This window comes from Blastococcus sp. SYSU DS0533 (assembly GCF_054050775.1).
The window spans coordinates 548384-569410 of sequence record NZ_JBJGZZ010000001.1; the positions used below are offsets into that span (position 1 = coordinate 548384).

Annotated in this window: 18 protein-coding genes; 14 read left to right on the forward strand and 4 right to left on the reverse strand. The window is 76.4% G+C overall.

All coding sequences use genetic code 11. The features are described 5' to 3' along the window. Window positions 1–19 precede the first annotated feature (19 nt). The 9 genes from ACI79W_RS02765 (at window position 20) to ACI79W_RS02805 (ending at window position 11451) form a co-directional block, all read left to right on the forward strand. The gene (locus ACI79W_RS02765) at window positions 20–907 is read left to right on the forward strand and encodes a DUF3152 domain-containing protein (RefSeq protein ID WP_456560543.1); all 888 of its coding nucleotides are present in this window, start codon (window positions 20–22) and stop codon (window positions 905–907) included. Window positions 908–1036: 129 nt separating this feature from the next. After that, window positions 1037–2197 carry an adenylyltransferase/sulfurtransferase MoeZ gene (moeZ, locus tag ACI79W_RS02770; RefSeq protein WP_456560544.1) on the forward strand — a complete coding sequence of 387 codons (1161 nt, stop codon included), beginning with the start codon at window positions 1037–1039 and terminating at the stop codon, window positions 2195–2197. Between the two features lie 179 nt (window positions 2198–2376). Beyond that, window positions 2377–2961 (forward strand): TIGR03086 family metal-binding protein, encoded by a 585-nt coding sequence (locus tag ACI79W_RS02775; protein WP_456560545.1) that lies wholly within the window; start codon window positions 2377–2379, stop codon window positions 2959–2961. A gap of 84 nt (window positions 2962–3045) precedes the next feature. Next, complete coding sequence (locus ACI79W_RS02780; protein ID WP_456560546.1) at window positions 3046–3375, forward strand: MGMT family protein; 330 nt, start codon at window positions 3046–3048, stop codon at window positions 3373–3375. Window positions 3376–3444: 69 nt separating this feature from the next. Beyond that, entirely contained in the window at window positions 3445–4215 is a 771-nt protein-coding gene (locus ACI79W_RS02785) for a biosynthetic peptidoglycan transglycosylase (protein ID WP_456560547.1), read from the forward strand. Window positions 4216–4251: 36 nt separating this feature from the next. Then, the gene (locus tag ACI79W_RS02790; RefSeq protein WP_456560548.1) at window positions 4252–4413 is read left to right on the forward strand and encodes a hypothetical protein; all 162 of its coding nucleotides are present in this window, start codon (window positions 4252–4254) and stop codon (window positions 4411–4413) included. A 63-nt stretch (window positions 4414–4476) separates the two neighbouring features. Further along, window positions 4477–7659, forward strand: a complete 3183-nt coding sequence (locus ACI79W_RS02795; RefSeq protein WP_456560549.1) for an ATP-dependent helicase — start codon at window positions 4477–4479, stop codon at window positions 7657–7659. Then, window positions 7656–10982: an ATP-dependent helicase gene (locus tag ACI79W_RS02800; RefSeq protein WP_456560550.1), complete on the forward strand. Its 3327-nt coding sequence runs from the start codon at window positions 7656–7658 to the stop codon at window positions 10980–10982. The genes ACI79W_RS02795 and ACI79W_RS02800 overlap by 4 nt, the downstream gene beginning before the upstream one ends. A 70-nt stretch (window positions 10983–11052) precedes the next feature. Next, window positions 11053–11451: a VOC family protein gene (locus tag ACI79W_RS02805; protein ID WP_456560551.1), complete on the forward strand. Its 399-nt coding sequence runs from the start codon at window positions 11053–11055 to the stop codon at window positions 11449–11451. Between the two features lie 15 nt (window positions 11452–11466). Here ACI79W_RS02805 and ACI79W_RS02810 read toward each other — a convergent pair whose 3' ends face one another. Next, the gene (locus tag ACI79W_RS02810; protein ID WP_456560552.1) at window positions 11467–12318 is read right to left on the reverse strand and encodes an alpha/beta fold hydrolase; all 852 of its coding nucleotides are present in this window, start codon (window positions 12316–12318) and stop codon (window positions 11467–11469) included. A gap of 94 nt (window positions 12319–12412) precedes the next feature. Here ACI79W_RS02810 and ACI79W_RS02815 point away from each other — a divergent pair, with 94 nt between their 5' ends. Further along, window positions 12413–14257, forward strand: a complete 1845-nt coding sequence (locus ACI79W_RS02815; protein ID WP_456560553.1) for a M20/M25/M40 family metallo-hydrolase — start codon at window positions 12413–12415, stop codon at window positions 14255–14257. Here ACI79W_RS02815 and ACI79W_RS02820 read toward each other — a convergent pair. Then, the gene (locus ACI79W_RS02820; RefSeq protein ID WP_456560554.1) at window positions 14254–15021 is read right to left on the reverse strand and encodes a putative protein N(5)-glutamine methyltransferase; all 768 of its coding nucleotides are present in this window, start codon (window positions 15019–15021) and stop codon (window positions 14254–14256) included. The genes ACI79W_RS02815 and ACI79W_RS02820 overlap by 4 nt on opposite strands. 63 nt (window positions 15022–15084) lie before the next feature. On the opposite strand from ACI79W_RS02820, the gene ACI79W_RS02825 reads away from it, so the two are divergent. The 4 genes from ACI79W_RS02825 to nudC all read left to right on the forward strand — a co-directional run bounded on the left by ACI79W_RS02825 (window position 15085) and on the right by nudC (window position 19720). Then, window positions 15085–15969, forward strand: a complete 885-nt coding sequence (locus ACI79W_RS02825; RefSeq protein WP_456560555.1) for a DUF2510 domain-containing protein — start codon at window positions 15085–15087, stop codon at window positions 15967–15969. Between the two features lie 183 nt (window positions 15970–16152). Then, the gene (locus ACI79W_RS02830; RefSeq protein ID WP_456560556.1) at window positions 16153–17463 is read left to right on the forward strand and encodes a M16 family metallopeptidase; all 1311 of its coding nucleotides are present in this window, start codon (window positions 16153–16155) and stop codon (window positions 17461–17463) included. Beyond that, window positions 17460–18812 carry a M16 family metallopeptidase gene (locus tag ACI79W_RS02835; protein ID WP_456560557.1) on the forward strand — a complete coding sequence of 451 codons (1353 nt, stop codon included), beginning with the start codon at window positions 17460–17462 and terminating at the stop codon, window positions 18810–18812. Before ACI79W_RS02830 ends, ACI79W_RS02835 begins: the two co-directional genes overlap by 4 nt. Continuing rightward, window positions 18809–19720 (forward strand): NAD(+) diphosphatase, encoded by a 912-nt coding sequence (gene nudC, locus ACI79W_RS02840; protein WP_456560558.1) that lies wholly within the window; start codon window positions 18809–18811, stop codon window positions 19718–19720. Before ACI79W_RS02835 ends, nudC begins: the two co-directional genes overlap by 4 nt. A 36-nt stretch (window positions 19721–19756) precedes the next feature. Here nudC and ACI79W_RS02845 read toward each other — a convergent pair whose 3' ends face one another. Further along, window positions 19757–20308 (reverse strand): uridine kinase, encoded by a 552-nt coding sequence (locus ACI79W_RS02845; RefSeq protein ID WP_456560559.1) that lies wholly within the window; start codon window positions 20306–20308, stop codon window positions 19757–19759. 95 nt (window positions 20309–20403) lie between these two features. Beyond that, window positions 20404–21000, reverse strand: coding sequence for an ANTAR domain-containing protein (locus ACI79W_RS02850; protein WP_456560560.1), 597 nt, complete (start codon window positions 20998–21000; stop codon window positions 20404–20406). Window positions 21001–21027: the final 27 nt, after the last annotated feature.

Below are 21027 nucleotides of genomic sequence, written 5' to 3' on the forward strand. Positions count from 1 at the left end.
GCGAGCGGGGAGGCGACCGGTGGGAGGACGTCTGACCGACGGCCGTCCCGTGGCCCGTTCCGGCCCGCCGTCGCCGCGGCGCCCGGTGGGTCCCCGGCGGATCGACCGGAGCCCACGCGGGCGGCTGCGCCGGTTCGTGCGGCGCCACGGGTGGCGCGCCTACGCGATCCCGGTGCTGGCCGCGGCCACCGTCGCCGTCCTCGTCGACCTCGTGCTCCACCCCTCGGGCACGACGCCCACCACCGCCGCCGCGGACCCCACCTCCGCACCCGTGACCACCACCGCCGTCGCGCCTCCGCCGGTGGCCGGGCCGACGGCCCCGGCCGAGGGGGATGCCGGGCCGTCGGAGACCGCCCCGCCGGAGGCGGTCGCGGAGGAGTACGTGCAGCAGGGCGCGGGGAGCCTCTCGCTGGTCGACGGCGGCTCCGAGGTGTACGGCGCCGGCCCGCTGCAGCGGTTCATCGTCGAGATCGAGGACGGCATCGGCGTGGACGGCGCCGCGTTCGCCGACGCGGTGACGGCGACGCTCGGCGACCCCCGGTCCTGGAGCAACGGCGGGCGGCTGTCCTTCCAGCGCGTGGGCGCCGGTGCGGCGTTCGACTTCCGCGTGAGCCTCGTCAGCCCCGGCAGCATGGAGATCTACTGCCCCGGGGTGGGCACCGGCGGGTACACCTCCTGCCGCTACGGGGACCGGGCGGTCATCAACCTGGCCCGGTGGGCGACCGCCGTCCCGCACTACGAGGGCGACATCGCCACCTACCGGCGCTACGTGGTCAACCACGAGGTCGGCCACGTGCTCGGCAACGGCCACGTGCGGTGCCCCGGGCCGGGCCAGCCCGCCCCGGTGATGCAGCAGCAGACCCTGGACCTGCAGGGCTGCGTGCGGAACGCCTGGCCCTTCCCCTGACCGCCGCGGCGCCGTGCCCGTCGCCGGTTGCGGGACCTGCGCGGCCGAGGGATTACCGGCGCATGCCACGCTGTTGCAGCCAACGATCGCCGGCCCGCGGGGCCGTGTCCGCGACGTGAAGGAGCAAGCGTGTCCCTGCCACCGCTGGTGGAGCCGGCTGCCGACCTGTCGATCGACGAGGTCCGCCGCTACAGCCGCCACCTGATCATCCCCGACGTCGGCATGGACGGTCAGAAGCGCCTGAAGAACGCCAAGGTGCTGGCCGTCGGCGCCGGTGGCCTCGGTTCCCCGGTGCTCATGTACCTGGCCGCGGCCGGTGTCGGCACGCTCGGCATCGTCGAGTTCGACACCGTCGACGAGTCCAACCTGCAGCGCCAGATCATCCACGGGCAGTCCGACGTCGGCCGGTCGAAGGCCGAGAGCGCGCGGGACTCCATCAAGGAGATCAACCCGCTGATCGACGTCCGCCTGCACGAGACGCGGCTGGACAGCGACAACGTGCTCGACATCTTCCGCGAATACGACCTGATCGTCGACGGCACCGACAACTTCGCCACGCGGTACCTGGTGAACGACGCCTGCGTCCTGCTGGACAAGCCCTACGTCTGGGGGTCGATCTACCGCTTCGACGGCCAGGTGTCGGTCTTCTGGAACGAGCACGGCCCCAACTACCGCGACCTCTACCCGGTGCCGCCGCCGCCCGGCATGGTCCCGAGCTGCGCCGAGGGCGGCGTGCTCGGCGTGCTGTGCGCGACCGTCGGGGCCATCCAGGCGACCGAGGCGGTCAAGCTCATCACCGGCATCGGCGAGACGCTGCTGGGGCGGCTCATGGTCTACGACGCCCTGGAGATGACCTTCCGCACGATCAAGGTGCGCAAGGACCCCGAGGGCGAGCCGATCACCGGCCTCATCGACTACGAGGCGTTCTGCGGCGTCGTGTCCGAGGAGGCCCAGCTGGCGGCTGCGGGCTCGACGATCACCGTCGACGAGCTCAAGGACATGATGGACGCCGGCAAGGAGTTCGAGCTGATCGACGTCCGGGAGCCCAACGAGTACGAGATCGTGTCGATCCCGGGCGCGAAGCTGATCCCGAAGGACGAGATCCTCTCCGGCCGGGCGTTGTCCTCGCTGCCGCAGGACAAGCCGATCGTGCTGCACTGCAAGACCGGTGTCCGGTCCGCCGAGGCGCTCGCCGCGATCAAGAACGCGGGCTTCAAGGACGCCGTGCACGTCCAGGGCGGCGTGACGGCGTGGGCCACGCGCATCGACAAGGCGCTGCCGACGTACTAGAAGGACCTCGTCCCTCCCCGCGACACGCTCCGCGCGCCGCGGGGCCCTGGGACGAGGCCGGGACCCTGCGAGGGGGCCGTTCCAGGCCCTCACCACGAGGCCGTTCCAGCACGTCACCTGGGCCCGGTCCGCTTCCCCACGGGGAGGCGGGCCGGGCCTTCGGCATGTGTACTGGCGGCATGGCCGCCTTCTCGCCCGTCGAGCTGCTGGAGCTCTTCCAGCGCGCCCAGAACCAGTTCACCGACCGGGTCGACGCCGTGGCCCCGGACCAGTGGGAGGACGAGTCGCTCCCCGGGTGGACCGTGGGCGACCTGGTCGCGCACCTGGTGAACGAGGCGCTGTGGGTGCCGCCGCTGCTGGCCGGCGAGCCGGTGGACATGATCGAAGGACGCTTCCCCGACGGCACCGACGACCTGCTGGGGGACGACCCGCTCCTCGGCTGGGAGTCCGCCGCGGACGCCGCCCTGGCCGCTTTCGCCGCGGACGACGCCCTGCGGCACACCGTCCACCTCTCGCGCGGGCCGACGCCGGCCGCCGAGTACATCTTCGAGATGTCCACCGACCTCACCGTGCACGCCTGGGACCTCGCCCGGGCCACCGGCGGGGACACCGAGCTGGACGGCGAGCTCGTGACCGCCGCGCTCGTCTACGCCGAGCGGCTGCCCGAGGGCGGGGTGCCCGGGCTGTTCGACCCACCGCTGGACGTGCCACCGTCGGCCGACCCGCAGACGCGGCTGCTGGCCCGGTTCGGCCGCCGGGGGTGAGCCGGTCGGGGGCCGCCGCCCCTGGGCGGACGTCCCGCGGCCGCGGACCCTGGCGAGGGGGCGTCGCTTGCCATGATCGGGGGCGTGACCCCGGACCCGAGGGACGTCGACGAAGCGGTCTTCGACGTCGTCGAGCAGATCCCGCCCGGCCGGGTCAGCAGCTACGGCGCGATCGGTGAGCTGGTGGGCGTCGGGCCCCGCCGGGTGGCCCGGGCACTGGCGCAGGGCGGCGCGGCGGTGCCCTGGCACCGGGTCGTCCGCGCCGACGGCTCGGCCGCCGAGCCCGTGCGCGCCCGCCAGCTGGAGCTGCTGGCCGCCGAGGGGGTGCCGGCGCGGAACGGGAAGGTGGATCTCGCGGCCGTCGGCTGGCCCGACCGCTCGGCACCCGCCCGGCGCCGTCCACCCGCGGGATGACCAGGGCGGCGACGGGGTTCGCCCCGCGGGGCGATGTCCGCGGACGGCGCCGCGCGGTGAGCTGACCCGGTGACCCCACACCCCCGGCAGCGGCCCCCGATCTCCGCCCCGGTCGCGTCGCGGCCCCACCGGTCCCGCGGTGCCCGCATCCGGCGGACCGCCCTCCGGCTGCTGGCCGGCCTGCTCGTCCTGCTGCCCGGCGCCTTCGCCGTCGGCTGGGCGGTGACCCCCGGGGTGGCCGACGCGGAGCAGCGGGTGGCGGCCCGGCTGGAGGCGTTCGGCGGGACGCCGTCGACCGGAGAGCCGCCCGCACGGATCGCCGCCGCACTGCTGGCGGCCGAGGACAGCCGGTTCGGCTCCCACCCGGGCATCGACTGGCGCGGCGCGCTCCGGGCGCCGCTCGGCGTGGTCGTGGGCCGCGACCTCGGCGGCTCGACGATCCAGCACCAGCTGGCCCGGGTCCTCTACGAGGACGGCGCCACCGACGCCGGCGCCCGGGTCCGCTCGGTGGTCCTGGCGGTCGAGCTCGACCGGGCGTGGAGCGACGAGCAGCTCCTGCGCATGAACCTCGACTCGGTGTACTTCGGCCACGGCTTCTACGGGGTGCGAGCGGCGGCCGAGGGCTACTTCGGGCTGGCCCCCGACGAGCTGGACCGGGCGCAGGCGACCGTGCTCGCCGGGCTCGTGCAGGCACCCAGCGCCTACGACCCGCTGGTGCACCCCGAGCGCGCGGCAGCCCCGCCGGCGCACGTGCTGGACCGGCTCGTCGCGGTGGGGACCCTCTCCCGGGCGCAGGCCGACGGGATCGGCGCAGAACCGGGGCATCTCACAGGCCGATGACTCCAGTTCCGCCCCGCGGCTGCCGAGCACTAGGGCATGAACACCATGGCGTGCCGGGCAGTGGCCCAGGCCGGGCTGGCCGCAGGGACCGCGTCGCTGGACGAGGAGCGGGCGTGGCCGCTGCTGCTGGTGGCCGGCTGGCTGACCACCGCGGCGGACCTGATGCTCGAGCAGTCCCTGCGGGACTCGCTGTCCTGACCCGCCCGTTCCACCGGCCCCGCCCGCCGCGGGATCGTCGTACCCCCGTGCTTCCATCGAGGGGTGGCCCAACGCGGGGGTGAGGGCGGTCCGGTCTACCGGCTGCTGCCGGGGGATCCGCCGCGCAGCGGCGCGCCGGTGCTCGACCCCACGCAGCAGGCCGTCGTCGACCACCCCGGCGGGCCGCTGCTCGTGCTCGCCGGTCCCGGCACGGGCAAGACCACCACGATCGTGGAGGCCGTCGCCACGCGCATCGACGCCGGCGTCGACCCCGAGCAGATCCTGGTCCTGACCTTCAGCCGCAAGGCCGCCGCCGAGCTGCGCACCCGCATCACCTCCCGGGTGGCCCGCACCATCCGGGAGCCGCTGGCGCGCACCTTCCACTCCTACGCCTACGGCGTGCTCCGCCGGGCCGCCGTGCTCCGCGGCGACCCGCCGCCCCGGCTGCTCACCTCTGCAGAGCAGGACGCCGTCGTCGCCGAGCTGCTGCGGGGCGATGCCGAGGGGGTGGGCACGGTCCGCTGGCCCGCCGACCTCGCCCCGGCCCTGGGCACGGAGGGCTTCCGGGCGGAGCTGCGCGAGCTGCTGCTGCGGGCGACCGAGCGGGGCGTCGACGCCGAGCGGCTGGCCGCCTGGGGCCGGGAGACCGGCAACGAGCACTGGGTGCACGCCGCAGCGTTCCAGCAGCAGTACGAGAACGTCAGCGACTTCTGGGTCGCCTCCCGCGGCGATGCCTCCGGCTACGACCCCGCGGAGCTGGTGCGCCAGGCGATCCTCGAGCTGACCGGCGACGCGGAGCTCCTGCGCCAGGAGCACGAGCGCGCCCGCTGGCTCTTCGTCGACGAGTACCAGGACACCGACCCCGCGCAGGTGGAGCTGCTGGAGCTGCTGGCCGGGGGTGGGGGGAACCTGGTCGCCGTCGGCGACCCCGACCAGTCCATCTACGCGTTCCGCGGCGCCGAGCCCCGGGGCATCGTCGAGTTCCCCGAGCGCTTCCGGCACACCGGCGGGCGGGTCGCGGGGCGGGTGTCGCTCGGCGTCTGCCGCCGCTCGGGCGCCGAGCTGCTGAGGATCAGCCGGCAGGTCGCCGAGGGCCTGCCCGGCCCGTGGGAGCACCGCCGCCTGGTCGCGGGGGAGAGCACACCGCCGGGCGAGGCGGAGGCGCACGTCTTCGCCTCGGCCGCGGTCGAGGCCGCCTACGTCGCCGACCTGCTGCGCCGGGCCCACCTGCTCGACGGGGTGCCGTGGTCCGGGATGGCCGTGGTGGTGCGCACCGCCGCGGTGCTCGGCCCGTTCCGGCGGGCCCTGGCCTCGGCGGGGGTTCCGGTCGCCGTCTCCGCCGACGAGCTGCCGCTGGCCGCCCAGCCCGCGGTCGCCCCGTTCCTGCGGGCGCTGTCCGCGCTGCTGCCGGGCCCGGGCGGGGAGCCCGCCGGCCTGGACGAGCCGGGCGCCGAGGCGCTGCTCTCCTCGGCCCTGGGCGGGGCCACCGTGCTCGACCTGCGCCGGCTCCGCCGCGCCGTCCGCATCGCGCTCGCCAAGCAGGGGGTCGACGCCGCCGAGCGCGGCGCACCGCTGGCCGCCGCCCTCGCCGACCCGGCCCTGCTGGAGGCGCTGCCCGAGCACGTCGCCCGCCCGGCGGCCCGGGTCTCCGGGGTGCTGGACGCCGGCCGGTTCGCGCTCGCCGACGACGGCACGGCCGAGGACGTGCTCTGGGCGATGTGGCAGCGCAGCGGCCTCGCCACGCGGTGGACCCGGGCCAGCGCCGCCGGCGGCCCCTCCGGCGCGGTCGCCGACCGGGACCTCGACGCGGTCGTCGCCCTGTTCGACGCCGCCGCCGGCTTCGTCGACCGCCTCCCGTCGGCCGATGTGCGGGCCTTCGTCGAGCACCTCTCCGCCCAGGAGCTGCCCGGTGACACCGGCGCGGCCCGGGCGGTCGCCGGCGAGACGGTCCGGCTCCTCACCGCGCACGCCGCCAAGGGGCTGGAGTGGGACCTGGTCTGCGTGTCCGGTGTGCAGGAGGGGCTGTGGCCGGACCTGCGTGAGCGGGCCTCGCTGCTCGGCGCGGAGGTGCTCGTCGAGAAGGCGGCCGGCATCGACGGGGCCCGGACCGACCGCCGCACCCTGGCGCTGGCCGAGGAGCGACGGCTGTTCTACGTGGCCTGCACCCGGGCCCGGCGGCGCCTGGTGGTCACCGCCGTGGAGGGCGCCCTGGACGGCGCCGACGCCGGCGCGACCGCGTCCCGCTTCCTCGACCTCGTGTCGCCGCCACCGCCCGACGGCCGGCCGCTCACCGAGCTGCCCCGTGCGCTCACCCTGCCCGCCCTCGTCGCCGAGCTGCGCCGGGCCGTCACCGACCCGCACACCCCGCCCGCCCGGCGCTCGGCCGCCGCCGCCGTGCTGCGCCGGCTGGCCGACGAGAGCGTGCCGGGTGCGTCGCCGGCGCGCTGGTGGGGGCTGGCGCCGCTGTCGGACGACGCCCCCCTGGTCGACGAGGAGCTGCCGGTGCGGGTGCGCCCGTCGGCCATCGAGACCTTCCAGCGCTGCCCGTTGCGGTGGGTGCTCGGCGCGGTCGGCGCCGAGGCCTCGCCCGACGCGACGCGCACCGTGGGGTCGGCGGTCCACGCTGTCGCCCAGCAGGTGGCCGAGGGGCTGCCCGCGACCGACGCCCGGCCCGTGCTCGACGCCGAGCTCGACCAGCTCGACCTCGGCCCCGGCTGGGCCGACCAGAGGCAGCGGGTGCACGCCCACGACATGCTCGACCGCTTCCTGCGCTGGCATGCCGCCAACCCGCGGGAGCTGGTCGGCGCGGAGGTCGACTTCGACGTGGTCGTGGGGCGGGCCCGGATCCGGGGCCAGGTCGACCGGCTCGAGCGCGACGCGGAGGGGCGGCTCGTCGTCGTCGACCTCAAGACCGGGAAGACCGCGGCGAGGAACACCGAGGAGCACGGGCAGCTCGCGGCCTACCAGGTGGCGGTCGCGGCCGGCGCGTTCGAGCAGCACGGCACCACCCCCGGTGGTGCGGCGCTGCTGCAGGTCGGCACCGGCAGCAAGGCCAAGGAGCAGCACCAGGAGCCGCTGCCCGCCGACGTGCCGCTGGAGAGCACGTGGGCCGGGGAGCTCGTCGCGGAGGTGGGCGCCGGCATGGGCGCGGGGACGTTCGAGGTGCGCACCGGGACGCACTGCGCCCGCTGCCCGGCGCGGCGCAGCTGCCCGCTGCAGGAACCGGGCCGGCAGGTGACCGGGTGACGCCGCGCGACGACGCGCAGCTCTCGTTCGACGACCTGCCGGCCGGCGACGCCGAGCCGGCGGCCACCCCGCGGCGGCTGCTCACGCCCGCCGAGGTGGCGGAGCGCTGCGGCCTCTCCTACGCACCCTCCGACGAGCAGGCCGGCGTCGTCTCCGCGCCGGCGGACCGGCCACTGGTCGTCGTCGCCGGGGCCGGCTCGGGCAAGACCGAGACGATGGCCGCCCGGGTCTCCTACCTGGTGGCCAACCGGATCGTCGAACCCGAGGCCATCCTCGGCCTGACCTTCACCCGCAAGGCCGCCAGCGAGCTGAACGAGCGCGTCCGGCTGCGGCTGGGCGCGCTGGCCCGCCACCCGGAGACCGAGGAGGACCTCCGCGAGCGGCTCGCGATCGCCCAGCCCACCGTCTCGACCTACCACGGCTACGCCGCCGCGCTGGTCGCCGAGCACGGGCTGCGCATCGGCGTGGAACCGGGCGCCGGTGTCCTCGGACCCGCCATGTGCTGGGGGCAGGCGGCGACGGTGGTCGCCGCCTGGACCGGCGACATGGCCGACGTGCCGCTCACCCTGCTGACCACCGTCGAGGACGTGCTGGCGCTCGCGGCCGAGATGGGGGAGCACGACGTCAGCGCCGCGGCCCTGCGCACCTGGACGGCGCGGCTGGAGGCGCAGATCGCCGGCTACGCGGACGCGCCGAAGAAGAAGGGCACCTACGCCGCCGTCACCGAGATGCTCGCCCGGCAGAAGGCCCGCGTGGCGCTGCTGCCGCTGGTCGAGGCGTTCGAGGCCCGCAAGCGGGCGCTGGGCTCGATCGACTACGCCGACCAGGTCGCGCACGCCGCGCGCATCGCCGTCGCCGCCCCCGAGGTCGGCCGCCGCGAGCGGGCGCGCTGGAAGGTGGTGCTGCTCGACGAGTACCAGGACACCAGCGTCGGGCAGCTCCGCATGCTGGAGGCCCTCTTCGGCGGGGCGAGCGGCCACCCGGTGCTCGCCGTCGGCGACCCCCGCCAGTCGATCTACGGGTGGCGCGGGGCCTCGGCGGGCACGATCGAGCGCTTCGACCGCACCTTCCCCGGGCGCCCGGGGCGCACGGCGCAGCGGCTGACGCTGGCCACCAGCTGGCGCAACGACGAGGCGGTGCTGGCGGTCGCCAACGCCGTCTCGGCGATGCTGCCCGCGCCCGCCCAGCCGCTGCCCGACCTCGCCCCGGCGCCCACCGCCGGCCGCGGCTCGGTCACCGTCGGGCTGTACGAGACCGTCGCGGAGGAGACCGCCGCCCTGGCCGACCGGCTGGCGGCCTGCTGGCAGGGCGGGGACGCCGCCGTCCAGCCGCAGCCCGACGGCCGGCCGCCGTCGATGGCCGTGCTGGTGCGCACCCGCAAGCAGCTGCCCGGCATCGCCGCGGCTCTGCGCGAGCGCGGGCTGCCGGTGGAGGTCGTGGGGCTGGGCGGCCTGCTGGAGGTGCCGGAGGTCTCCGACGTGGTCGCCACCCTCACCGTGCTCGTCGACCCGACCGCCGGTGACGCGATGGGCCGGCTGCTCACCGGCGCCCGCTGGCGGATCGGCCCCCGCGACCTCGCCGCGCTCGAGGCCCGCGCCCGTGCCCTCGTGCACGCCCGCCGGCCGGTCCGCCCGGCCGACGGCGAGGAGGGCGGCGCGGTGGAGGCGCCGCAGGAGCGCGGCAGCACCGTGGAGGCGCTGGACGACCTCGGCGACGCGCAGCAGTACTCGCCCGCGGGCTACCGGCGGCTGCGCCGGCTCGGGGCCGAGCTCGCGCACCTGCGCGGCCGGATCGGGGAGTCGCTGCCCGACCTGGTCGACGAGGTGGCCCGCACGCTGGGGCTGGAGACCGAGCTGGCCAGCGCGCCGGGGGTCAGCCCGGCCGGCGCACGCGCCCACCTCGACGCGCTGCACGGCGTCGCGGCCGAGTTCACCGAGCTCGCCGAGCTGCCGTCGCTGCCGGCGTTCCTCGGCTACCTGCGCGACGCCGAGGAGCGGGAGCGCGGCCTGGAGCCCGGCGAGGTGGCGGTGAACCCGGAGGCGGTGCAGCTGCTCACCGGGCACTCGGCCAAGGGGCTGGAGTGGGACGTCGTCGCGGTGCCCGGGATGACCGCCGACCAGTTCCCGGCCCGCACCAACGCCAGCGACTCCTGGATCAAGGACCCGGGCGCGGTCCCGGTCGACCTGCGGCTCACCGACCGGGAGGAGCTGCCCCGGCTGCGGCTGCCGGTGCCCGGCTCCGGCGACCAGGCGGCGGTGCGCGACGCGCTGGAGGACTACGTCCAGGACTGGAAGGACTTCGGCCGGGACGAGGAGATCCGGCTGGGCTACGTCGCCGTCACCCGCGCCAAGCGGCTGCTGCTGTGCTCCGGCAGCTGGTGGCGCGACGGAGTGAAGCCGTGCGGACCCTCCTCGCTGCTGACCACCGCGAAGGAGGCGTGCGAGGCCGGGGCCGGTGCCGTCGTGCACTGGGCACCCGCGCCCGAGGACGGCGCGACCAACCCCGCGCTCGAGGAGTGGCCGGTCGGCGTGTGGCCGGCCGATCCGCTGTCGGAGCCGCGCCGGCGGGCCCTCACCGCCGCCGCGCAGCTGGTGGAGGGGGCCGCGCCGCACCCGCTGGACCCCGAGCGTGCCCTCGGCGGGGAGGACGAGCTGGTGGAGCAGTGGGTGCGCGACGCCGACCTGCTGCTGCGCGAGCGGGCGCGCCAGCAGAGCCCGACCGTCGACGTCCCGCTTCCCTCGCACCTGTCGGTCTCTGCGCTGGTCACCCTCCGCCGCGACCCGGCCGAGCTCGCCCGGCGGCTCCGCCGGCCGATGCCCGCGGCACCCGCACCGCAGGCCCGGCGCGGGACGGCGTTCCACGCCTGGCTCGAGGAGCGGTTCGGTGCCGCGCGGCTGGTGGACCTCGACGAGCTGCCGGGCTCCGGCGACGAGCTGGCCGCCCCCGACGACACGCTGGAGGAGCTGCGCGCGGCGTTCCTGGCCAGCGAGTGGGCCGACCGCCAGCCGGTCGAGGTCGAGGTGCCGTTCGAGACGCCGCTGGGGCCGATCACGCTGCGCGGCCGGATCGACGCGGTCTTCCAGCGCGAGGACGGCGGTTACGAGGTCATCGACTGGAAGACCGGCCCGCCGCCGACCGGGGCGGAGCTCGCCGCCGTGGGGGTGCAGCTGGCCGCCTACCGGCTGGGCTGGTCGCGGCTGACCGGGGTTCCGGTCGAGCGGGTCAGCGCCGGGTTCCACCACGTCGCCGCCAAGGAGACGCTGCGCCCGGTCGACCTGCTCGACGAGGCCGGCCTGCTCGCTCTGGTCACCGGGACGGGCTGACGGCGGTCACCCTTCGTGCCGCGGAGGGACGTCCCCAGCAGATCCCGCGCGATCGCGGGAGGATGAGGCCGTGGACGTCCTGAGCAGCCGCATCCTGCTCCGACCCGCGGACGCCCGGCGGTCGCAGTCGTTCTACCGGGACGTCCTCGGGCTGGCGGTGCACCGCGAGTTCGGCCCGGCGGACCACCCGGGCGTGGTGTTCTTCCTGGGCAACGGGTTGTTGGAAGTCTCCGGCCGGTCGGAGGAACGCCCGGCGGCCCTGGCCCTGTGGCTGCAGGTCCGCGACGTCGACGCCGAGCACCGCCGCCTGGCGGCGGCGGGCGTGACGGTCACCCGGCCCCCACGCCGGGAGCCGTGGGGGCTGGTCGAGATGTGGATCGAGGACCCCGACGGCGTGCGGATCGCCCTGGTGGAGGTCCCCGACGAGCACCCCCTGCGCCGCGACCAGCGCCCGGTGGAGCAGCCCTGAGGCGCGGGCAGGCAGTCAGCTGCCGGCGACGCGGTCCAGGATCGCGCGGGCCAGCTCCTCCGGTGCCTGCTCGGGGATCCAGTGCGTCACGCCGGGCAGCTCCACGAATCGGTAGTCGCCGGTCACGAACTCCGCGCACGCCTCGGCCGCCGTCCGGCCGATCGCGACGTCCGCGTCGCTCCACACGTAGGTCGTCGGCACCTCGACCTTGTCGACGCGGATGTCGGAGCTCATGGCCCGGTACCAGTTCAGCGCCGCGGTGAGCGCACCCGGCGCAGAGAGCACGGCCACGTACTCGTCGGCCGCCTCGGGGGAGACGCCGGTGTCGCCGTCGGCCCCGAGCAGCATCCGGCGCAGCCGCCGCGCGTCGTCGGCGAGCAGCACCTCCTCGGCCTTGCCGGGCTGCCAGAACAGCCGGATGTACGCCGAGCGCTCCTTCTGCTCCGGGTCGATCCGGAAGGCGGCGGTGTAGGCGGCCGGGTGCGGTACCGAGACCGCGGTGAGCGAGCGGACCCGGTCGGGGTGCCACGCGCCGAGGGTCCAGGCGACGTTGGCGCCCCAGTCGTGCCCCACGACGTCGGCGACCGGGATCTCCAGGGCAGTCATGAGGTCCGCGGTGACCTGGGCGAGGTTCTGCATCGCGTACGCCCCGACCTCGGAGGGGCGCGCGCCGGGGGAGTAACCGAGCTGGTCAGGTGCGTAGGTGCGCAGCCCGGCCTGGGTGAGCAGCGGGGTCACCGCCGCCCAGGACGCCGAGGTCTCCGGGAACCCGTGCAGCAGCAACACGGGCCGCCCGTCCTCGGGTCCGTCGACGCGCACGTCGAAGGTCAGGTCGCCGACATCGGTCCGCAGCAGCTCTCCGGGCATGCCCGGACGCTAACGGTCCGGGCCGGGTGTCGCGCCCGCTCAGGCCGTCCGGGAGAGCACCGCGGCGCTCTACGGGCTGGCCGCCCTCGCCGTCGTGGTGGCGCCTGCGCTCGTCATCGACTCCACCGCGACCGGCGGCGGCGTCGCCCCGACGTGGCAGGCCCTGGACCTGCTCGTGGTCAGCGCGGTGCTGGGCCTCGGGTATAGCGTCGTCTGCTTCCGGCGGCTGCGCCGGCAGTCGACCGGGACCAGGTCGCGGGCGAACGCCTGGATCGCCGCCCTGCACGCGCTGGTGGCGCTGGCGCTGCTCTCCTCGCTGCTGCTCGCCGTCGTCCTGCACGAGCTCGGTTCGCTGCAGAGCCCGCTGGCCGGCAGGAGTGGACCGTGCTGGCCCTCTGGGGCGGGGTGCAGCTGGTCGCGATCACCGCCGCGGAGGCCGTCGAACGGGCGGTGTTCCCCTGGCTGGTGCGCCCCGTCCGGCGGGCGCGGGCCGGTCCGCCGGACGGCGCGGCTACCGTCGGGAACCGTGACCAGCGCCGAACGTGACTTCGTCCTCGACCACCTCGACGACCTGCACGCCGACCTCGACGCCTGGCTGCGCATCCCGTCGATCTCGGCCGACCCCGCCTACGCCCGCGACGTCGCGGCCAGCGCCACCTGGCTGGCCGACGCGCTGCGCCGGGTCGGGTTCCCGACCGTGGAGATCTGGCAGACCCCCGGTGCCCCCGCCGTTTTCGCGGAGTGGCCCAGCGCCGACCCCGGGGCCCCGGTCGCCCTCGTCTACGGCCACCACGACGTCCAGCCGGTGGACCCGCTGGAGCTGTGGGTCCACCCGCCGTTCGAGCCCACCCGGGTCGAGGGCCCCGACGGCCCCGAGCTGCACGCCCGCGGCGCCATCGACGACAAGGGCAACGTCGCCTTCCACCTGCTCGGCATCCGGGCGCACCTGGCCGCGACCGGCCGCGACACCCCGGCGGTCACGGTCAAGCTGCTCATCGAGGGCGAGGAGGAGTCCGGCTCGCCGCACTTCGAGGCGCTGCTGCGCGAGCGGCGGGACCGGCTCGACTGCGACGTCGTGGTGGTCAGCGACACGGGCATGGCCGCGCCCGACGTGCCCAGCGCGGTGACGGCGATGCGCGGTCTGGCCGACGCCGAGATCACGCTGCGCGGCCCCGCCGTCGACCTGCACTCCGGCTCCTTCGGCGGCGCCGTCCCCAACCCGCTGCACGCCCTGGCCGAGCTGATCGCGAAGCTGCACGACGACCAGGGCCGGGTGGCGATCCCCGGGTTCTACGACCGGGTGCTCCCGCTGTCGGACCGCGAGCGCGAGCTGATGGGGCGGGTGCCCTTCGACGAGCAGGCCTGGCTCGCCGGCCCGGCGGCGTCCCGCGCCACCTACGGGGAGGCCGGCTTCAGCACGCTCGAGCGCACCGGCGCTCGGCCGACGGCCGAGGTGAACGGCATGTGGGGCGGCTACACCGGCCCCGGCCACAAGACGATCGTCCCGGCCGAGGCGCACGCCAAGGTGACCTTCCGGCTGGTGTCCGACCAGCGGCCGCAGGACATCGGGCCGATGGTCCGCGCCTGGGTCGAGGCGAACCTGCCCGACGGGATCGAGGCCGAGGTGCACACGCCGCCCGGCGGGGTGGCGCCGTGCGCCAGCGACCTGGACTCCCCGCACATGGACGCGCTGCTCGCCGCCATCGGCCAGGCGTTCGACACCGACCCCGGCGACGTGCTGTTCACCCGCGAGGGCGGCAGCGGCCCCGAGGCGGCGATCGTCGAGGCGCTCGGCGCCCCGCTGCTGTTCCTGGGCGCCGGGCTGCCGACCGACCGGATCCACTCGCCGAACGAGCGGGTGCTGCTGCCGATGCTCCACCGCGGGGCCGAGGCCGCCGCCCACCTCTGGCGGGAGCTGGCCGCCCGCCGCACAGGCTAGGGACGCGTACCGACGACGACCGTGGCACCGCGGTCCTGGTCGGTGACCAGCCGCGCCGCCAACCCGGCGGCGGTGACCAGGGCGAGCGCCGCGGGGACCTGCCCCTCGCCGCACTCGAACAGCAGCGCGCCCCCCGGCGCCAGCCACACCGGCGCCCCCGAGACGACCCGCCGGGCCGGCATCAGCCCGTCCTCGCCGCCGTCCAGCGCCCTCCGCGGCTCGTGCCGGCGCGCCTCCGGGGGCAGCAGGGCGATCGCCGCCGTCGGCACGTAGGGCACGTTGGCGGTGAGGACGTCGACACGTCCACGCAGGTCCGGCGGGAGGGCGGCGAACAGGTCGCCCTCGTGCACGGGCGTGCCGGGGAGGTTGAGCCGGGCGCAGGCCACGGCCGCGGGGTCGACGTCGGCGGCGTGCAGGTCGAGGCCCTGCACGGCGGTGGCCAGCGCCGCGGCGACCGCGCCGGTGCCGCAGCACAGGTCGACCACGACGGCGCCCGGGCGGGCGAGCGACCGGGCCTCTACCACCAGCAGCTCGGTGCGGCGGCGGGGCACGAAGACGCCGGGCGCGACGGTGACACGCAGACCAGCGAACTCGACCCAGCCCAGCACCTGCTCCAGCGGCGCGCCGGCCACCCGCCGCGCGACCAGCCGGGCCAGGTCGCCGGCGTCGCGGGCCTCCGCCGTCAGCAGGGCCGCCTCGTCCTCGGCGAAGACGCAGCCGGCGGCACGCAGCCGGCGCACGAGGTCGCCGTCGGGGGAGTGCACGTCGGCCTCCTTCGACGGGCGCGGGTCACGGGGGCGCCGGGGGGCACGCCCTAGGCTGAGGCCGTGACCGGAGTGGGCCAGGACGCGGCGCCGGGCTGGTACCCCGACCCGGCCGGCACCCCCGGCATGGTGCGCTGGTGGAACGGCGTCGCCTGGTCCGACGTCATGATGCCCGCGGGGCCGGGCGTCCAGGTCCACCGGGTGGCCGCCGCCACCGCCGTGCAGGAGCCGATCGCACCGGTGGTCCGGCCGGCTCCGGCGGGCCGCCGCCCGCGCCCCCGGCTGTGGGTGGCCGCGGGCGCGGTGCTGGTCCTCCTCGTCGCCGCGGTCATCGCCGTGCTGGGCAGGGACCCGGGTGGGGACGGGGCGGGCACCACCGCCCAGGAGCCGGTCGTCGCCCCGCCCCCGGCTCCCGGTGCGCCCTTCCCGCCGGGCACGGTCCGGATCATCGACGAGGTCGCCGGCATCTCCTACCCGTACCTGGGGGAGGGGTGGTCGGAGTTCGACCTGGGCCGGCAGCTGGAGACCACCGCGACGGCGGGCCAGTACTTCACCACCCAGGAGGCCACCCCCGACGGCGGCATCTTCATCTCCCAGTGCACCTCCGGCCCGGTGGCCGAGGGGTACGGGTGGTCGGGGACGTCGACGCTGCAGAGCACGGTGACGACGCTGGCCGCCAGCGTCCGCGCGAACTACTACCCGGGGCCGAACACGGTCGAGATCCGCCGGGACGAGGCCCGGACCGTCGACGGGCGCCCGGCCCACCTGCTGGAGCTCCAGCTGTCGTGGGACGTCGAGGGCTACGACGCCTCGGGGGAGCGGGCGGCGCTCCTGCTGATCGACGTCGGCCGGCCGGCGCCGGCGCTGCTCTACGTCTCGATCCCCAACACCCACGCCGAGCTCTACGGCGTCATCGACCGGGTCATCGACGACGTCGACGTGCTCTGACACTGTCGACCTCCGGCCGATGACCGCGGCCAGGTGCCGTCCCCCGAGCGCGGAGCGAGTCCGCTTCCCTCCTCGGAGGACCCTCCGGGCCCCGCTCGTCGGTCGCCACCGTGGCCAGGTGTCGGTGCTCCCGACGGGTGAGCGCGCGGCGAGCCATCGGCGTCCGCGGCTACTGTCGGGCGCGTGACTGCAGCTGGTACCGACCTGACCCTGCGGCACCCGATCGAACGGTTCACGCTGGACAACGGACTGCGGGTGGTCCTCGCCCCCGACCGCAGCGTGCCGGTGGTGGCGGTGAGCGTCTACTACGACGTCGGGATGCGCAACGAACCCGAGGGGCGCACCGGCTTCGCGCACCTCTTCGAGCACATGATGTTCCAGGGGTCGGCGAACGTCGCGAAGATGGAGCACGCCCGTCTCGTGCAGGCCGCGGGCGGCACCTTCAACGGCTCGACGCACCAGGACTACACGAACTACTTCCAGGCGTTGCCCGCCGAGGCGCTGGAGCGCGCGCTCTTCCTCGAGGCCGACCGCATGGCCGCGCCGGCGATCACCGAGGAGAACCTCCGCAACCAGATCGACGTGGTGAAGGAGGAGATCCGGGTCAACGTGCTCAACCGCCCCTACGGCGCCTTCCCCTGGCTGCAGCTGCCGCAGGTCGCCTTCGACAGCTTCGCCAACACCCACGACGGCTACGGGTCCTTCGTCGACCTGGAGTCCTCGACCGTCGCCGACGCGACCGACTTCTTCGACAAGTACTACGCCCCGGGCAACGCCGTGCTGTGCATCGGCGGCGACCTCGACGTCGGCGCGACCGAGGAGCTGGTCCGCCGGTGGTTCGGCCCGATCCCCGGCCGGCACGTCCCGCCGCTGCCCTACACGGGCGAGCCCTCGCCGACCACCGTCCGCTCCGCCGTCGTCGAGGACCCGCTGGCGCCCGCGCCGGCGCTCGCCCTCGGCTGGCGCGTGCCCGACCCGGTCGGTGACTTCGACACCTACCTGGGGAGCGTCCTGCTGGCCGAGCTGCTCAGCGAGGGCGACGCGTCCCGCCTGGAGAGCCGGCTGGTGCACGGCGACCGGATCGCCATCGCCCAGAGCAGCTACGTCGGCCTGTTCGGGGACCCCTTCGACGTCCGCGACGCCACCTTGCTCACCACCCAGGTGCACCACCCGGCAGCGGTCCCGGCCGAGCGCGTCATGACCGCCGTGCACGAGGAGGTGGCCCGGATCGCCACCGACGGCGTCGGCGCCGACGAACTGCGCCGCGTCCAGGCGCGCATCGAGGCGCAGCTGCTGCAGCAGGCCGACTCGGTGCTCGGCCGCACCCTGGCCTTCGCCGCCGCCGAGCTGGTCCACGGGCGTGCGGAACTGGCCGGTGAGCTCGCAGCCCGGCTGGCCGCGGTCTCCCCGGAGGCGGTGCAGGCCGCCGCCCGGGGGCTGGATCCGGGCACCGCCGCCGTGCTGGAGCTGCGACCGGCAGGAGATGCCCGATGACCGCCGCCCTGATCCCCCCGCTGGGCGAGCCGCGACCGCAGCCGGCGCCGGAAACCGTGGAGACCACGCTGCCCAACGGCCTCCGCGTCGTCGTGGTGCCCCGGCCCGGGGTCCCCCTGGTCGAGCTGCGCCTGCGTGTGCCGTTCGCGGCGGCGAGCGCCCGCAACGCCGGCGTGCACGCCGCGCGCGGCGCCGTCCTCTCGGGTGCCGTGCTGCTGGGCACGCAGCGGCACGACCAGGCCCAGGTCGCCCAGCTGCTGCAGAGCCACGGGGCCGAGCTGTCGGTGAGCACCGACGCCGATCGGCTGGTCTTCGGTACCACGCTGCTCCCCGGCGGGCTCGCCCCGGTGCTGGAGCTCCTCGCCGAGCTGCTGACCAGCGCCAGCTACCCGGCCGGTCGCGTCGACGGCGAGCGCGACCGGCTGGCCGAGCGGATCGCGATCGCCCGCACGCAGCCGGGCACGATCGCCCGCTCGGCGCTGGCCGCCCGCCGGTACGGCGCCCACCCGTACGCGATCCAGCTCCCCGACGCCGAGCTCGTGGCCGCCGTGCGCGCGCCGGCGCTGCGCCGGCTGCACCGGGAGCGGGTGCTGCCGGCCGGGAGCATCCTCGTGCTCGTCGGCGACCTCGACCCGGCGGCCGCCACCGGAGCGGCAGCCACCGCGCTGGAGGCATGGGCCGGCAGCGGTACGGCGGTGCAGGCGCCACCTGTCACGGAGCAGCCGACGGAGGGCATCGAGCTGGTGCACCGGCCCGGTGCGGTGCAGTCGAACCTGCGACTGGGTGGCCCGGCGCCGAGCCGGACCGATCCCGACCTGCCGGCGACGCGCCTCGCGGCCATGGTCTACGGCGGGTACTTCTCCTCCCGGCTGGTGGAGAACATCCGCGAGCGCCGGGGCTACAGCTACAGCCCGCGCAGCACCATCGACCACCAGCGCGCGGCATCGTCCTTCCTGGTGGAGGCCGACGTCGCCACCGAGGTCACCGGTCCTGCGCTGCTGGAGACGCTCTACGAGCTGGGCCGCATGGCGCTGACCCCGGTCACCGAGGCGGAGCTGGACGCGGCCCGCCGGTACATCCTCGGCAGCATGGCCCTGAGCACCTCCACCCACGCCGGACTGGCCAGCACCCTCTCGGCACTTCTCGGGGTGGGCCTGCCGGCCGACTGGCTGAGCAGCCACCAGCGCGACCTCACCGCGGTCACCGTGGAGCAGGTGCAGGCCGCGGCCGCCCGCTACCTGGCGCCCGAGGCGCTCACCGCCGTCGTCGTGGGCGACGCCGACCGGGTGGCCGCGGACCTCGGCACCCTGGCGCCGGTCACCGTCACCGGGGGCGGCGGGCAGGCGTGACCACCGGCCGAGCACCCGGTGACGGCGGTCCGCTGCTGTCGCGGTCCGGGCACGACCGGGCCCACCTCGCCCGGACGCTGACCGACCCCACCGGGGGGCGCCCGGTGCGGGTGCTCACCCTCGACACCGCCCGCGCCGTGCCGGTGGAGGAGGGGCCGTCGGGTCCCCGCCTGGTGTGGGACGAGCGGCCGGCCCTGCCCCCGGGTGCGGTGTTCCTCGGCGAGTCCGACGGGGTGCCGTACGCGGCGGTGCGCGGGGAGCGGTCGCTCACCGTCAACGGCCGCCCGGTCGACCGCTGGGCCGGTCTGCGGGAGGTCGGCGCGGAGCTGGGCGACCTGGACGCCGGTCTGCTGGCGCAAGCCGTCGGCATCCTGGAGTGGCACGAGCGCAACCGGTTCAGCCCTCTCACCGGGGTGGCGACGACGGTCGAGCGGGCCGGCTGGTCGCAGCGCGACCCCACCACCGGCACCGAGTTCTTCCCGCGCGTCGACCCGGCGGTGATCATGCTCGTCCACGACGGCGGCGACCGCGTGGTGCTGGGCCGGCAGGCGGCGTGGCCCCCCGGGCGGTTCTCCATCCTGGCCGGGTTCGTCGAGCCGGGGGAGTCCGCCGAGGCGGCCGTGGCCCGGGAGGTCGAGGAGGAGGTCGGGCTGCGCGTCTCCGACATCCGCTACGTCGCCAGCCAGCCCTGGCCGTTCCCGCAGTCGCTGATGCTCGGGTTCATCGCCCGGGCCGACGGCGACCAGCCCCTGCGCCTGGACCCGCACGAGATCGAGGAGGCGCGCTGGTTCACCCGTGACGAGCTGCGCAGCCCCGACGGGCAGCTGGTGGTGCCGCCGTCGATCTCGATCGCCCGGCACATCCTCGACCGCTGGCTGAAGGACGGGCTTCCCGCCACGCCTCGCTAGCTCGGCGCGGGCCCTGGAGCCCGCCGTTCGAGCACGTCACCGGAAGCGGCCCTGGAGCACCAGCGCGGGGCGGTCGGGGTGGTCGGCCAGGACGACGGCGTCGGCGAGCGCCACCGGGTCCACCTCGTCGTCGTAGCGGTCGAACGCCGGCAGCTCCCACGCCTGCTCCGGCGGCGTGCGGCGTCCCCGCGCGGCCGGGGCCATCCGCAGGTGCACGACGACGTCGAAGGCCAGCCCGACCCCCTGGAGCAGCGAGCCGGGCACGAGGACCACGCCACCGGCCGGCGCCGGCCGCCGGGGCAGCCGGGCCGACCTGTCCCGCGCCACGTCCCACAGCGCCGGGAGGTACTCCCCGGAGCCACCCGGCCCGACCGGCCCCAGGACCTCGCGGCCCAGCGCGCCGGCGTCGAGCCAGTCGGTGTAGCGGGCGTCGGGATCGGTGCGGCCGTGCTCCAGCCGCAGCGACGCCGGCCGGTAGAACCCCACGGCGGGGACGACCACGGCGGGCCGGCCGAGCATCGGCAGCCGGTCGGCGACCGAGCTCGCGAGCGCCCCGGGAGCCGCCGCGTCCGGTCCGTCGACCGCCACCCGCAGGCTGGTGGCGCCGGGCTCCGGCGGGAGGTCCGCCAGCAGCCCGGCCAGACGGTCGGCGAGCGCGCCGGGGGACAGCGGCTCCGGTCGGGTCAGGAGCGGCCACCGTCCGCGGTCGCGACGGCGCCGCTCGTCACCGGCTCGGGCCGCGGCGCGGGCGGGGTCGCTGCGGGGGCGGGGCCGGGCGCAGCGGTGGGCACGACCGCATCGGACGCCAGGCTCTCGAGCACCTCGCGGGCCAGCTCCGCCACCGGCCGGCCCTGCGTCCGCGCCTCGCGCCTCAGGCCCTCGAACGCCGTCCGCGGGCTCGTGCCCTGCCGCTCGGCGAGCACCCCGATCGCCCGCTCGGTGGACACCCGGGCGGCGAGGGCGTGCTCGAGCTGCGCCACGGTCCGCTCGAGCGCGGCGATGCGCGCGCCCACCGGGTCGGTGCCGCCGGTCTCGGCTCCCGGGCCGCGGGCGGAACGGCGCGCGGACCGGTCCGGCTCCGGCAGGCCGCCCAGCTCGTCGGCCACGAGGTCGGCCAGGGTCATCCCCTCGACGACGTCCTCGACGGCGTCCCCGCCGGCCGGGCTCCCGGTCAGGGGGACGACCACCCAGCCGCGCGCCGCCCGGGTCAGCGCGACCCGCGGCCGCTCACCGGTCCCCGGGCAGGGGACCTCGGACCGGGACGACGCATCGAGGGACACGCGCCCGTCGGAGGGCCTGGGACCGGG